Origin of the sequence: Arcobacter roscoffensis (assembly GCF_024267655.1) — a bacterium.
Lineage (GTDB): Bacteria > Campylobacterota > Campylobacteria > Campylobacterales > Arcobacteraceae > Arcobacter_B > Arcobacter_B roscoffensis.
Genome location: NZ_CP100595.1, coordinates 2,892,490 through 2,908,239 on the forward strand (window position 1 = coordinate 2,892,490; position 15,750 = coordinate 2,908,239).

Here is a 15,750-nt window from a genome sequence, read left to right on the forward strand (position 1 = left end):
CTTATGCTTTTAGAAACTGAATAATTAAAGGCAAAAATACTGCTGTAAAAATTCCACTTAAGCCCATAGCTAAAGCTGAAAAAGCTGCTGCTTTTTGGCTTATCTCAATTGCTCTTGCTGTTCCTATTCCATGAGAAACTACACCTAAAGCAAAACCTTTTGAAGTATCATGTTTTATTTTTATTACTTTAAAAATAAAAGTCCCTAAAAGTGCTCCTATTATTCCTGTAATAATCACAAAGCCAACAGCAAGTGATGGAATAGCACCTATTTGTTCACTTGTAATAATAGCAATTGGTGCAGTAATTGACTTTGTAGTCATAGATAAAATAGTTGGCATATTTGCATCAAAAACCCATAGCAATAAAACTGCTATTAAAATAGAGAAAATTCCTGCAATAACTAAAGTTATCATAATTGGTAAAAACAAAGACTTTATATATTTTAAGTTCTTATATAAAGGAAGTGCTAAAGCAACAGTTGCAGGTCCTAAAAAGAAATGAATTATCTCAACTCCTTTAAAATACTCTTCATATGAAACACCTGTTATAAACAAGACACTCATTATAATAATATATGAAATGATAATTGGCTGGAGTAAAGTGTGTTTATTAAACTTTTCATAAATAATAATTCCTAATTTAAAAGAGCCTAAAGTAAGTATCAACCAAATAAGTGTTGAGTTTGAGATATAATCTATTAGTGCATCTATATTCATTTTTTACCCTCTTGTCTAATCGTTAAATAATCCATTAATTTTGCGCAAAAAGCTAAAGCTATAATAGTTCCAAAAAATAGTGCAATTGTAATTGCCCAAAACTCTTTAGAGATAATATCAATTTGAGTTATAATACCCATAGCAGCTGGAATAAAAAGCATTGGCAAATATTTTAAGTGAATAAAAACTGCATTATCTAAACTTTCAAAACTACTTTTTCTAAGTATTAAAAAAATAAGTAGTAAAACCATTCCAATAACTGGACCTGGTACTAATAAATCAAATAGTTTTGCAATACATTCGCCTAAAAACTGAAAAACTAAAAGTGTAATAATTCCTTTTAACATATATAAATCCTTAAAAAATGAAATTATACTTTATTGTAGACATTTTGTCAATTTAAAGTTTTATATAGACACTTTGTATTTTAAAGTTCTTTATTGTATCATGCTTTTATGAATAAAGTATTAGAAACATTTACCCCATTATGCGACTCAATAGGCAAACTTTTTTATCCAAATGTTGAAGTTGTCCTTCATGATTTAGAGACTCAAAAATTAGTACATATAGTAAACCCTTTTTCAAAAAGAGAGATTGGTGATGACATGCTAAATGATGTAAAAGATTTTGAGTCCATAAAAGAAGATATTGTAGGACCATATAATAAAACAAATATTGATGGAACAAAATTAAAAAGTGTTTCAACTCTTTTAAGAGATACAAATAGTAAACCAATTGGAATTATCTGTATCAATTTTAAAGTTGAAGTTTTTGAGAAAATGTATGACTCTTTAAAAATGCTTCTAAATATTGAAGATAAAAGTTCACAACCGCAAACTATTTTCTCTCAAGACTGGAAAGAACATACCCATAATACAATCAATAAATTTTTAAAAGAACATAATTTACAACTTGGGGATTTAAAAATAAAAGAAAAAAAAGAGTTAATTATATATTTAAATAAAGAAGGTATTTTCTCTATCAGAAATGTTGTAAGTTACCTTTGTGAAGTTTTAGATATTTCAAGAGCTACTATTTATAAGTGGCTAAAAGAAGATAAATAGTAAAGCCTAAGCTTTACTATTATGATTTAAAAAGTTGATAAATTGAAGAGAAATCTTCATCTCCCTTACCCATCATTTTCATTTTTGAAAATAGCTCTTTTGGCATAGCTGCACTATAAAGTGGCTTTTGCATAGAGTAAGCTAAGTCTTGCAATAAATGTAAATCCTTATTTATTGCATCATTTGAAAAGTGTGCAGAGAAATCCTCATCTATTAACTTCTGTTTTTTAGCATTTAAAACAAGTGAAGTTCCCCCACCTACTCCTAAAATATCTAAAGCTTTAGATTTATCTATATCGCAATCTTGAGCTAAAGAAGTACACTCAGCAATTGTCGCCATAAAAGAACCTAAACAAAGGTTATTAATAAGTTTCATTTTTGTAGCAGCAGAGGGTTTTTCTAAAAAGAAAATCTCTTTTCCAAATTTTTCTAAAAGTGGCTTAACTTCATTAAATACTTCTTCTTTCCCAGAAGCAACTAAAGTTAAAGCTCCTATAAGTGCAGGTGCAACACTTCCAAATACAGGATTTTCAAGATATTTTCCACCTACTTTTTCCACTTGTTCATGAAATTTCAATACATCTTCATAATGGTTTGTAGATAAATCGATAATTGTTTTACCTTTTACTTCATCACATAAAAGTCCATTTTCTCCATTTAAAATATTATCAACAGCAGGAGAATCAAAAAGACATAAAAAAACTACATCACATTTTTTTAAAATATCTTTTGGAGTATCTACTATTTCATAACCTAAATTTTCAACTTTTGATTTTGTTCTATTATAAACTACAAGTTCTTCACCCATTTGAGTTAATCTTGTAGCAATTGCTTGACCTAGATTACCAAGTCCTATAAATCCTATTGCCATTAGTATCCCTTATTTTTTTTAGATGATTATATTAAAATATAGACTTTTAGTCAATATATAGACATTTTGTATTTTTGATATTTTATGATATATTTATTTTCAAAGGATTTTAATGGCAAATTTTACTAATAAACTATCAGAAGATGATATAAATTTTATAAAAAAACAAAAAATGTTTTTTGTATCTACTACACCTAAGGAAGGAAAAATAAACCTTTCTCCAAAAGGTTTAGATGATACATTTAAAATCATAAATGAAAATAAAATTTTATGGCTAAACTACTTTGGAAGCGGAAATGAAACAGCAGCGCACTTACTTGAAGATAAAAGAATGACTCTAATGTTTTGTGCATTTGAAGGTAGTGCTAATATTTTAAGACTTTATTGTATAGCTAAAGTAATACAAGAAAAAGATGAAAACTGGGATGAATATATTTCTCATTTTCCTATTAAAAGAGCTGCAAGACAAGTTTTTGAAGTTACAATAGAAAGTATAAATAACTCTTGTGGTATGGGTGTTCCTCTATATGATTACTTAGGTCAAAGAAAAGAACTTACAGATTTTTATGATAATTCATCAAAAGAAGACCATATTGCTTATATGAAGAAAAAAAATCAGGTAAGTTTTGATGGAAAAGAAACTAAATTATTTGAAAAATAGAAATATAAAAGAGCAATAATGCTCTTTTATACTAAAGGATCTTCTCCACTCTCCCAAGAAGCTAAGAACTTCTCAACTAAGTGAAAATCTTCGCCTTTGTGTTCTGTAAAGGTTAAATATTGATTTTTTGTATCTACTTGAAAGTTTACTTTTACAATCTCCATAAATCTAAGAGCTAATTCTCTTCTTTTTTCTATAGTTCTACCTTCTCTAATATCTAGATTCATTAAACAAATATCATCTTTTGGGTCTGCTCTTCCAATGCTTAAAGAATATTTTTCATATTCTCTTAAAGATATTGCAATGTGGTCTTTTCCTGTATCCATAACTTCGCTAAAAACATCTCTTATTTGCTTTGCAAACTCTTCTTTTGTTTCTTTACAAACTTTTTTGTTTATTTCAAACTGTAAATGAGGCATGAAAATTCCTTTTGTAAAATTTGATATATTTTACAAGTATTATCTAGCAATAAAATAACAATAATAAAAAAGGGGATTTTAAAGAAAGCAAGATGGGCATAAAGCCCATCTAATAAAATTAGTTTTTAAAGTCAGCTACAATGTTAGCTTTTAGTTTGTCAATAGTAAATCCAAACTCTTCAAATAAGTCACCAGCAGGTCCTGATGCACCGAATGTATCCATTCCAAATACAACATCAGCAAATCTGTAGTACTCTAATCCTCTTGCAGCTTCAACAGCATATACTTTAGTATTTTTATCAATTACTTGATCAATATACTCTTTATTTTGCTCAATAAATAAGTCATAACAAGGAACAGAAACAACATTTGCATAAATTCCTTCTTCCTCTAATTTGCAAGCAGTTTGTAATGCTAACATAAGCTCAGAACCAGAAGCCATGATTGTAATGTTTGCATTATCTCTTTTTTTAAGTAAGTAAGCACCATTTGAAACTTCACCAAATGCTTTTTCTTCTTTTAATACTCTTAATCCTTGTCTTGAACAAACAAATGCAGTTGGAGCTGACATTTTTAATGCAGTTTTCCAAGCATCTACATTTTCAGTTGCATCAGCAGGTCTGAATGTATAAAAATTAGGTAATGCTCTAAATTGAGATAAATGTTCAATCGGTTGGTGAGTTGGTCCATCTTCACCTACTCCAATAGAGTCATGTGTCCATATAAAGTGTTGTGGAATTGAAGCTAATGCTGCAATTCTTGCACTTGGTTTTAAGTAATCTGAGAATACAAAGAATGTTGCAGAGTAAACTCTGAATAATCCATATAAATTCATAGCATTTGAGATAGCTGCCATTGCATGCTCTCTAATACCAAAGTGAATGTTTCTTCCTGATGGGAAATCACCCATTTCTTTTAATTCAGTTTTATTTGATGGTCCTAAATCTGCTGAACCACCTAAGAATCCAGGAACAGCTTTTGCGATTGCATTTAAGATTTTACCATTTGAATCTCTTGTAGCAACACTTGAATCAGCTTCAAAAGTTGGGTATTCAACTGCATCAAAATTAGGGTTTTGTAATTCTTCGATTTTAGCTTTTGCATCAGCAGATAAAGAGTCATTCCACTCATTTTCAGCAATAGAACCTTTGATTAATTTATCAAATGCACCTTTTACATCAGCTGGTACATGGAATGTTTCATCAGGATTAAATCCTGCTTTTTTCTTAGATGCTGCAATATCATCGTGACCTAATGGAGCTCCATGAGAATGGTGCGAACCTTCCATAGTTGCAGACCCTTTAGCAATTGCAGTTTTTGCAATAACTAATACAGGTTTAGTAGCATCTTTAGCAGTTACTAAAGCTTTATCAATTTGATCAAAGTTATGTCCATCAATTTCAATTACTTCAAAATCAATACCTTGGAATCTTTTCTTAACATTTTCAGACCAAGCAATAGAAGTATCACCCTCGATTGTAATTGAGTTTGAATCATAAATGATTACTAAGTTATCTAAGTTTAAGTGACCTGCTGTTGAGCAAGCTTCGTAAGAAATACCTTCTTGTAAATCTCCATCACCACATAAACAATAAACTTTATGATTAATTACTTCTTTTCCTAAAGTGTTTTGTGCATATTTCGTAGCCATTGCAAAACCAACTGCATTTGCAATACCTTGACCTAAAGGTCCTGTTGTAATTTCAATACCATGTGTATGACCATACTCTGGGTGACCTGGTGTTTTAGAGTGAGTTTGTCTAAAGTTTTTCATATCATTTACAGATACATCAAATCCCCATAAATGTAGTAATGAATATACTAATCCTGTTGCGTGACCACCTGAGAATACTAATCTATCTCTGTTAAGCCATTTATCATTTGCTGGATTTAAGTTTAAGTGATTACTTAAAACTGTAGCAATATCAGCTAGACCCATTGGTGCACCTGGGTGTCCTGAGTTTGCTTTTTGAACCATATCAGCAGCTAAGAACCTAATCGTATCAGCTTGTTTTTGCAATAGTTGTTTTGACATAATTATCCTAATTTGTAAAATGAAGTTTTCTTGTAAGTCGTGATTATATCTAAATTTATTTAAATAGAATTTGAAGCAAGGTATTTATAGTTTTGGAATAGAAATAATGAACAAAGCCCCATCTTGTTTATTTTTAACTTCAAGCTTGCCACCCATATTATTTTCAATAATAAGTTTTGACATAAAAAGCCCTATTCCTGAACCATTTACTTTCTCATAAGTAAAAAAAGGATCAAAAACTTTTTCAATAGGTTCTATTCTTATACCACCTGCATTATCGTGAATAGAAGTGATAACTAAACCATCTTTTTCTTCTATAATAATATCTATTTTAGGCTCTTCTATTTTTCTTTGTACTAATACATCTTTTGCATTATTTATTATATTTATCAAAGCTTGAGAATACTCGTTTTTATAAGCTAAAATTGTAGGGTTCTTTTTAATAATAATATCTAAACTTATATTATGAGCTTTAAGTCCACCATTGATTATATTTATGGTTGAGTTTATTTGTTGAAGTATTTCAAACTTCATTTTTTCTTTATCTTTTGAAAAAAAGTTTTTAAAATCATCAATTGTAGAAGACATATATTTTGTAATCTCATTCAACTGTTTTATTGAATCTTGAAGTTCGTCATTTTCTATATGAATTCCCATTTTTAATTTTGCTTCAATTGGTAAAAATAAAGATGATATTTCCATAAGAGGTTGCCTCCATTGATGAGATATATTTGCAAGCATTTCACCCATAGATGCCATTTTTGCTTGTCGAAAAAGTAGCTCATCTTTTTTCCTATTTTTTTCTAACTCTACTTTAATTTTTTTTTCAAGTTCTTTATTATGCTCTTCTAGTTCTAAAAAGTCTTCAAGTTTTGTTTGTCTCATTTTACTTCTTTAATGATAATTTTTAAGATAATTTAGAATATCCTAATATTAATAAAGAAAAAATATATTTCAAAGATTAAAAATGAAAGTAGACAATTATAATATAGTAAAACAGATAGCCAAAGGTGCATTTAGTGATATTTATCTTGCAAAAAAAGATAAAAAGTTTTATGTGATAAAAAAAATTCCTAAATATATAGATAACTTTAATAAAATCCAAAATGAAATATCTTCACTTAAAATTATGAATAATTATAAAAACTCTATCAAGTTTTACGAAGCAAAAAAACATGATGATTTTATCTATTTTGTTTTTGACTATGTAAAAGGTGGGGATTTACACTATCAAGTTATGAATAAATATAAATTCTCACCAGAAGAAATCGAAAACTTCATATTTGATATTTTAGAACAAATAGAGTTTATCTTTAAACACCAGCGTCTTCACAATGATATAACCCCTTTTAATATATTGAAAAAAAATAATAAATTTTTTCTAATTGATTGGGGTATAAGCAATAGTGCTAATATCAATAGTTCAGTTTTACATAAAGGACATAAAATATATACTGCACCAGAGGTTTATGCAGGAAGTAGAGGCTTACACTCAGAAATATACTCTTTAGGATGTTGCTTATATTTTTTACTTACAAAAAACACCATTTACAATCTTAAGGATGAGGATTCATTGATTAAAAAAATCTATAATCATGAGTTTATCTTTCCTAACATATCAAAAATTAAAGATGAAAAATACAGATACTTAGTTCTTAGAATGCTTGAAAAAGATTATAGAAAAAGAGCCTCTATAAATGAAATAAAAGAGATTTTAAACAAAGACTTTATAGTTCCTAAAAATTATAAATATATTTGTAAATATTTTCAAAAGAAAATCGAAGAAGTAAATGATTTTGAGCTTTGTAAAGAATTAGCACCTATTAATTATCAAGCAAATGAGACTTTAGCTTTATTTTATGAAGATGGAGTTTTTACTAAACAAGATATGGTTAAATCTTATCTTACATATAAAAAAACAGCTTTTAAAGAGTACATTCCTTCAATATCCAGTCTAGGCGTTCTATATTTTAAAGGAAAAGGAGTTAAGAAAAACTATGAAAAAGCATATGAGTTTTTTATAAAATCAAAAGACTTCCCTAAATCACAATATTTCATAGCTTTAATGCTTGAAAAAAATTTATGCAAAGATAAAAATGATTATATTTATTGGTACAAATTAGCAGCTTTTAATGGTTTTGAATTAGCAGTTAATAAACTCGTCTATTTAAAAATACCTATAGAGTTTGAAAGTTTTAGTTTAGAAGATTAAAGAAAAAGCATTTCTGCTTTTTCTTCATTTTTATAGATCAGGTTCAATTGATACATCTTCATCAATTAGAACTTTGATATTTGATGTTGTTGCACTAGTGCCTTTATAAACACTGTATTTGTCTCCATCAATCTCTTTTGTTCCCTCATTTGACCATAATTCTTCACTATTTTCTAGTGAAATTTTATTGTCACCTTCTTTAAAGATTTTTAACTCTTCACTTGCACTTTCAATAACTTCATCAATATCAATATTTACATCTTCAATATTAGTTGATACTTCATCTTTTGATACTAAAGCATCATTTGGAATAAGTGCCTCTAAATCAACATCTTGAGCAATAAATTCAGTGTTTGAAGCAATATTAAATTCATTTAATTCATCTAAAGTGATTAAGTTATCTTCACCAATAACTGAAGTTTCAACTGTTGCTAATACTTCTCCATCTTTAATAAATGTAATATCATCTTCTTCATTAAATACAAACTCGCCTTTATCACTTGTAACACCTTTAATTCCTGATGTAGTTACATATTCAATATTACTTAGAGGTTTGTTTCCAAGTGTAGCTAAAGTCAAGTCATCTGAGATATGTTCATCAAACTCTTCTTCTTTTAAGTCTGTGTATTCTACAAGCATATCTTTTACGTGTTGCATTGCATCTTCTTCGCTTATATACTCTTTACCAAGTGACTCAACTAAAGTTTTTACTTCCTCTTCTGAAGCTGTTCTTAAATCAATAGAAACACCCTCTAAAGCAGCTCTAATTTCTTGTGAAATTACAATACCATCATATGCATCTGCATTTATATCTAAAGACTGTAAGAATGTTGCTAAGTTTTCTAAATATTCATCATTTAAATCAGTTCTTTCAACATCTGCAATATCTTGTAAGAAAGTTTTTCCACTTGCCACATCTTGGGCAGTTGCCACACCTAAGATAACCCCACCAATTTTAAAGGTAATAGAATCACCCTCTTTATAACTAAAGTTACCATCTTTATCAGTGATACCTTTTACTCCTGAGCTAGTTTCGTACTCAACACCTTCAACAACACCATCAATTAATTGTGCTGTTTTATTACCAAATTTATCTACAGTAATTGTTGCCTCTTCACCATCAATAGAACCTCTATAAACTCCATCGTTTGACTCATGTGCTGTAACCGATGCTCTAATAGAGTTAAACTCATAAGTTGATGGAACTCTATTTATAAGTCCATAAACATCTGCATTATTTGGAACTGTATATGTTCCATCTACATTTGGATGAATTTGAACATTATTTACATAAAGGTTCATTCCATTTGGAATGCTTGACAATGTTACTTTTGAAAGTGTTTCACTTCCATCATTATCATTTAATGAACTCTCAACTGATATTTTATATTTATATGTATTATAACAATAGCCAGTGTTTCCACCCCATGCGAAATATCCTCCACCATAACTATCATCACCATACGAATAACTACCACTTCTATATCCATCGTCACCGTACCAAGATCCATCACTACTATAAGTTCCCATTACATAGTATCCTGATGAACCTGAACCATATTTAATAGTCTCTACATAACAAACTTCCATTGCAAGATTTGGAGAATCTGCTTCATCATCAATACCAACTACATCAACTAAAGCTGTTGCACTATCATATCCACCATTTCCATCTGTAATTTGGTAATTGATTTCTATTGTGTCTCTTTCACCTTTTGTTAAATCAAAGTTTTCATTTGGAGTAAATCTTACTTTATCAACTCCATTTACTGTTACAATTTCTGCTGTTCCTACTATTTTTCCATTTAGCATTACATTTGAGTCAACATTTGTAATTCTTAATGTATCACCATCTGCATCAGTATCATTTGCTAATACATTAATATTTGTTGCTATATTTTCCCATACTGCAACTCTATCATCTACTGCATCAGGAATAGCATTAGATGATTGTGTTCCACTGATATTTATTTTAACTGTACTTGTTGAAGTATCTCCATCTTTATCAGTAATAGTATATGTAAACTCCTCAACTATATTTTGATTAGCAGCAATATTATCTTTTGTATGCTGATTTACTACAAATCTATAGTTACCATTTGCATCTACAGTCATTGTTCCATATTGACTTGTTAAATCTCCCCAAGTAATTGATTCTAATCCATCTGCACCTGCTGCGTAGTTTATACTTCCTGATACTTCTGGAAGTTCAGTAGCAGGTTTAATACTTGCAAAAATTTCAAACTTATTACTTGCTGCTTCATCTGTATATATTGTTTTTACATATTGTCCATTTGAGTTTCTAAATCCTTCAACTGTAAAGGCAAAATCTTTCCCATCAACATTTACATGAATATCGCTATCAGGTAAAGTTATATAATCTCTTGGGTCAGCACCACTATTTGGCGTTTCAGTATGATCAAGTAAAATATTAAAACTAACAGGAACTAGTTTTCCATTTATCATTACATCCATATTCATAGTCATTGTTGTTTTATCTAAGTTCGATGAATTTGCATACGTTGGCCAATTTTCATGAGTAAAGTCTGCAAGTTTAAAAATACCATTTGTATCCACTTGTGAACCTGTACTAGATGTAAACATTGAATTATCTTCTAAAATATACCCTGAACTTTTACCATAATTTGTATTATAACTTCTATATGGTGTTCCCCAATAGATCGAATCTTTATAAGCATCTGAATCCGTATTTTGTTCTAAAGTTTGATATGTTCCATTATTAAATTTCGAATTTACAAACCCTGCTTCTAAATTTTTAATAAATACAGTATCTTTCTCAACGACTATAGTTTCTTCTGATTTATTAGCAACACCTGAATCATCTTCAATATCAACTCTTAAGTTTCCAGTAGATGTAAACTTACCATCACTTACATCAACTTTAAAGTTTAGAGACAACACATCTTCAACATTTTGTACAGGATGTTCAACGTTATCAAATAACTCTACTTTATAATTACCACTATCATCAATAGTAACTTTTAGAACATCTTGAGTTCCTACTTTACCAACTAAAGTATTTGTACCTTGACCACTCCAAGTAATAGCTTGACCATTTGTAGCTCTTAATATTTCAGCTGGAGCTCTTAATGTAACACTTAAACTATCTTCAATATTTGCATCACTTACAGAAACTTTTCCTAAATAAACTTTTGAATTTGTACTATCAGGGTTCCCTTGAGCATCTTTAATTCCAGCAGTTAATGCTTCTTCTGAAACTACAGCATAACCATTTGTAACAACAGGTGCTTCATCAACTTTATTTACTGTAAGAGTAACTGTTGCTGTATCAGTTCCTCCATTACCATCACTAATAGTATATGTAAAGCTATCATTTCCAATATACTCAGAATTAGGTGTATACTTAATTGTACCATCACTATTTATAGAAACTGTTCCATTTGTAGGTTGAGTAACTGATGTTACTGTTAATGTATCATTATCTGGATCAGTATCATTATTCAGAACATTAATATTAATTGCTGAATTCTCACTTAATGATTTTGTATCATCAACTGCATCTGGTCCAATATTTGCAGCATCATTTTCTACAATCTCACCAGTAACACTATTTGCATTAGTATCTACACTAATAATATTTGAATCAATGATATTTGAAGTTACAGAATCTATACTTAATTCATAAGATTCATTTCCTTCATAAATTGTATCATCTATAGTTTTATTAAAGATATATGTTCCACTTGTTCCACCATAAATTCTAACTGTATTTTGAGAGCTATAATCTACATTTTCTGTTGCTCCATTTGGATTAGTAGGAGTATAAGTTAATCTTACTTCAACATATCCTCCAGCTGGAACAGCTACTGGATTTCCATTTTGATCATATAGTTCAACTCTATGAGCTAATGTATCTCCCTCAACAACACTATCATTTTCAACTAATTTTACAATAATAGAATCTGGTAATTCAGGTGTTTTATTCTCTACAGATACTTGAATATTAGTAGTTGCACTATCACCATCACCATCTGTAACTTTTACAGGAACTGAAATATCTCCAAGTGTAGTTGGTTTTAATTGTTCAACAGAATACTCACCATTTGAACTATTCATTCTAACTATTAATGAACCATCATCTTTTGTTAAAGTTGATTTATCAGTGCTTAAAGTCCATCCTGCTTTAGAATCTAATTCATATGAACCTTTTCCATCTGCTCCAAAGTTTACATCTAATCCAGAGTTATCAGATAAGCTTCCAGTATGTGTTATAGAACTTGCTGTCATTTGAATATCATCTAATGCCATACCCCAGTTATCATTACCTTCACCTATTTCTTTAAACTCTAATCTATTAGAACCATCACCTGACCCTCCTTCAACTTGAAGGTTCATAGTTTGCCAAGAACTATTATCACCATCAACAGTTGCGATAACTTCACCATTCCAAATAACTTGCATTTTTCCTGAATCAGCTTCATTTGCTTGAGTGAAGGCTTTGTCTCTAAATGCGAAACTTAAATCATAAGTTACTCCATCTTGAGCACCACTTATAATTTGCCCAATATGAGTATTTTCTATATCAGAATCATTAGAGTTTGTTTCACCTAAATCCATATAATTTTCACCATCATCAGCTCCAACACTTGCATGAGCTTGTTCATGTGGTTCCATCCACATAGATGATTTACTTAATAACTCCCAACCTTCCATAGCTTGAAGACCAATCCATGAACCACTTGATAAATCTTTGTTTTCTACAAACGCATCACTTCCAGAAGTTTTAAATCCTGTAACATTTTCAAAACTTCCATTTATAATCATATTTGTAAACTGTGCATTATCAATACTTACAGTTTCTGCATTTGTATTATCAACAGTTACAATATCATCTGCAATATCAATATTTAAAGTAGCTTCAACATTTCCAGCTACAGTTGTTCCTTCAAGTAAAACAGATAAAGTTTCTAAATCTTCACTTGTAATATCTCCATGATCAATTACATCTTTTAGCATAACTGTATATTCATTATTTGCTTCATCTAATATAATCTCAAAGATTTCTCTTGTTCCTGATTTTCCAACTAATGCGTTTTTATTGGCTGATAACTCAAGAGTTATAGCTTCGCCTTTAGATGTTAAGTTTGTTGTTTGCCCAGCTTTAAATGCAACATCAACATCAAGATTTGTATTGAAACTATATGAGCCTGTAAATGTTTTAACAGTGCTATATCCATCATTATCAGAAGTATTTACAAGTGCATCTTCATCAACTAATGCTCTATCTATATTCATTACAAATGACTCATCATCAGTAATTTCAGTAGTTACAGGAGTATTGTCAATATCAAACTGTTCATAATCTTCTGTATTACTAATAGATAAGATACTTACTTTAAATACTTCATTTCCTTCAAATAAAGTATCAGCAATAGTTTGAATATCAAACTCAACACTACTTGAATCCTTTGGTATTATAACTGTAGCAATTTCAGTAATATCTTCATTTGTAGTTGTATCTACATATGTGTACTCTAAAGTTACTACCATGTCTTCTTTTGCAATTACTGGATTGTCATTTTCATCTTTTAACTCAACTTTGTAAGAAGATTTTTCACCTTCATTTACTGATGAGTCTCCCGTAATACTTGCAGTTACAACATCAGTATTATCTACTATTGTTCCTGTTACACTATTATCTGTTGTGTCAATTCCAATATTACCTAAACCATTTACATTCGTATTAACAGATTTTACACTAAGAGTATAAGACTCAGTTCCTTCTTTAAATAAGTCGTTTACTACTTCATTAATAACTTGTACACTATTAACACCATCAATCGTACCAACTATTTCAACTTGCACAATTTTTGGTGCTGTAAAGTCTTCATTGTTAGTTGAATCATTTGTGTATTCTAATTCTACAGTTACTTTTTGTCCTGCTCTTAAATTAATTGGGGCACCATTTTGATCTACTAACTCTAAATTATGAACTAACTGCGCACCGTCTGCTTCTGTAATAGATGAATCACCAGTTAATTTAATAAAGGCTTGGAAATTTGCATCAATATCAATATTTAAACATCCTGTTGCACCATCACCATCTCCATCTACTACATGGAATGGAACTTCAAGTTTATCAATACCTGTATTTGGAACAAATTGTGTTACTTCATATGTTGGATTGTCATTATTTACATTGTTTGCTTCAAGTTTTACTAAAATTTCACCTGTGTTAGCATCTTTTCCTAATAAAACTTTACCATTATTGTAAACAAGCCATTCTAGGTCTGGACCTGTTCCATCGTTATTATTAACAATAACACCAGTTCCATCACTTAAATCACCGTCTCCCCAAGTAAATGAAAGTTTTCCACCATCAAGTTTAGGTCCATTTTCATCTGCTGGTCCATCTGCACCAAAACTAAAGTCTAGTTTATTTCCACCGCTATTGATAACTAATACACCATTAATATTTACTATAGTTGCTAACATCTCATCTGTTAAGTCATTTACATTTCTAACTACAAATGTATCATGTCCATTTGCAACATCTGCAATTTGATCTAAACTACCTCTATAGTTTCCATCTAGATCAACATTTGTTCCTATACCTATAGAGTATACATCATCAAAGTTTGCTTCTGCAAACGCTTTCCACTCAGGGATTAGACCAGAAATGTTATCTGAACCATTTGCATCACCTGCTGTTGCATTTCCATCAGAAAGCATATAGAAGATTTCTTGATCAGATGATGGTTTTGGATCAGATGAAGTATCATAAGTATCCATTGTATCTCTTAATGTATCTTCATAATTTGTATATCCACCAGAAGTTAAAGCTGAAAGAGCATTTTTAGCATCTGTTGAACTTGTATACCATTGTGAAGCAGATGCATCTGTATTAAATGAAACAATCTTAACATTTACATCACCCATATTTTCATATTTTTCTATAAGTTTAATGGCTGCTTGAATTGCAAGTTGCATCTTACTTCCTAAACCACTACCCATACTTCCAGAGTTATCTATCGCAATAACTAAGTTAGTATCTGTTTCTTTATATTGTGAGTCAGCATCAATTATAGTACAACTAGCTGTTGGAATATCATCTGCGATGTCTATATTAATATCTGCTACTGCAACATGTCCTAACTGTGTTTTAGCAATAACACTAAAACTTAAATCACTAATTAAATCCTCAGATGTGAAATCAGGATGATCAACTACATCTTTTAATTTAAATGTGTAAGTACCCTTATCTTCATTTAATGAAACTTCAAATATTTCTCTTCCATCTGCTGAAAGACCTTTAATCACTTCATTATTAGAAGAGTATCTTAATGAAATACTTTCACCTTTAGATGTTAAAGTTGTATCTTGTCCTCCTGAGAATGCTAAATCTACATCCAACTTAGTATTTAGACCTAAATTTCCTGTAAACTCTTTAATATCTGGATCATATGAATCTTGATCCGAAGTTCCCACTAGTGCATCTTCATCAACTTGAGTTGGATCAATTGACATGTATAAGCTATCATTATCTGTAATTGATGTTGTTACTGCTGTATCATCTACAGTTACATTTTCAAACTGATCTTTTCCTGCTGTTACAGCATTTAATGCAATATCAAACTCTTCTGTTCCTTCTGTATATACATCATCTTTTGTGGCAACTTCTACTGGTGCTTCACTTGAACCTTTTGGAATTGTTACTTCTACAGTCTCTGTGATATCCTCACCTTCTGCTGTTGTATATGTATATGTAAAGTCTACTGTTAAATCTTC

General features: G+C 29.9%; 10 protein-coding genes. 3 read left to right on the forward strand and 7 right to left on the reverse strand.

Annotated features, from left to right (window positions below):
- Position 1 precedes the first annotated feature (1 nt).
- Both NJU99_RS13705 and NJU99_RS13710 read right to left on the reverse strand, forming a co-directional pair.
- Positions 2-718 (reverse strand): LrgB family protein, encoded by a 717-nt coding sequence (locus NJU99_RS13705; protein WP_254576472.1) that lies wholly within the window; start codon positions 716-718, stop codon positions 2-4.
- Positions 715-1,065, reverse strand: a complete 351-nt coding sequence (locus NJU99_RS13710; protein WP_254576473.1) for a CidA/LrgA family protein — start codon at positions 1,063-1,065, stop codon at positions 715-717. The genes NJU99_RS13705 and NJU99_RS13710 overlap by 4 nt, the downstream gene beginning before the upstream one ends.
- Positions 1,066-1,173: 108 nt before the next feature.
- On the opposite strand from NJU99_RS13710, the gene NJU99_RS13715 reads away from it, so the two are divergent.
- Positions 1,174-1,782: a helix-turn-helix transcriptional regulator gene (locus NJU99_RS13715; RefSeq protein ID WP_254576474.1), complete on the forward strand. Its 609-nt coding sequence runs from the start codon at positions 1,174-1,176 to the stop codon at positions 1,780-1,782.
- A 19-nt stretch (positions 1,783-1,801) separates the two neighbouring features.
- Here NJU99_RS13715 and NJU99_RS13720 read toward each other — a convergent pair whose 3' ends face one another.
- Positions 1,802-2,653, reverse strand: a complete 852-nt coding sequence (locus NJU99_RS13720; protein ID WP_254576475.1) for an NAD(P)-dependent oxidoreductase — start codon at positions 2,651-2,653, stop codon at positions 1,802-1,804.
- Positions 2,654-2,765: 112 nt separating this feature from the next.
- On the opposite strand from NJU99_RS13720, the gene NJU99_RS13725 reads away from it, so the two are divergent.
- A complete protein-coding gene (locus NJU99_RS13725) occupies positions 2,766-3,314 on the forward strand; it encodes a pyridoxamine 5'-phosphate oxidase family protein (protein WP_254576476.1) in 549 nt (182 codons plus the stop codon).
- A gap of 26 nt (positions 3,315-3,340) precedes the next feature.
- Here the strand turns inward: NJU99_RS13725 and NJU99_RS13730 are convergent, their stop codons facing one another.
- From NJU99_RS13730 to NJU99_RS13740, 3 genes are all read right to left on the reverse strand, one after another.
- Positions 3,341-3,733 carry a tautomerase family protein gene (locus tag NJU99_RS13730; RefSeq protein WP_254576477.1) on the reverse strand — a complete coding sequence of 131 codons (393 nt, stop codon included), beginning with the start codon at positions 3,731-3,733 and terminating at the stop codon, positions 3,341-3,343.
- 118 nt (positions 3,734-3,851) lie between these two features.
- Positions 3,852-5,768 (reverse strand): transketolase, encoded by a 1,917-nt coding sequence (tkt, locus tag NJU99_RS13735; protein ID WP_254576478.1) that lies wholly within the window; start codon positions 5,766-5,768, stop codon positions 3,852-3,854.
- Positions 5,769-5,852: 84 nt separating this feature from the next.
- Positions 5,853-6,653, reverse strand: coding sequence for a sensor histidine kinase (locus tag NJU99_RS13740; protein ID WP_254576479.1), 801 nt, complete (start codon positions 6,651-6,653; stop codon positions 5,853-5,855).
- An 82-nt stretch (positions 6,654-6,735) separates the two neighbouring features.
- Between NJU99_RS13740 and NJU99_RS13745 the strand changes: the two genes are divergently transcribed.
- Entirely contained in the window at positions 6,736-7,980 is a 1,245-nt protein-coding gene (locus NJU99_RS13745; RefSeq protein WP_254576480.1) for a Sel1-like repeat-containing protein kinase family protein, read from the forward strand.
- Between the two features lie 30 nt (positions 7,981-8,010).
- Here NJU99_RS13745 and NJU99_RS13750 read toward each other — a convergent pair whose 3' ends face one another.
- Positions 8,011-15,489 carry an Ig-like domain-containing protein gene (locus tag NJU99_RS13750; protein WP_429726337.1) on the reverse strand — a complete coding sequence of 2,493 codons (7,479 nt, stop codon included), beginning with the start codon at positions 15,487-15,489 and terminating at the stop codon, positions 8,011-8,013.
- Between the last annotated feature and the right edge of the window lie 261 nt (positions 15,490-15,750).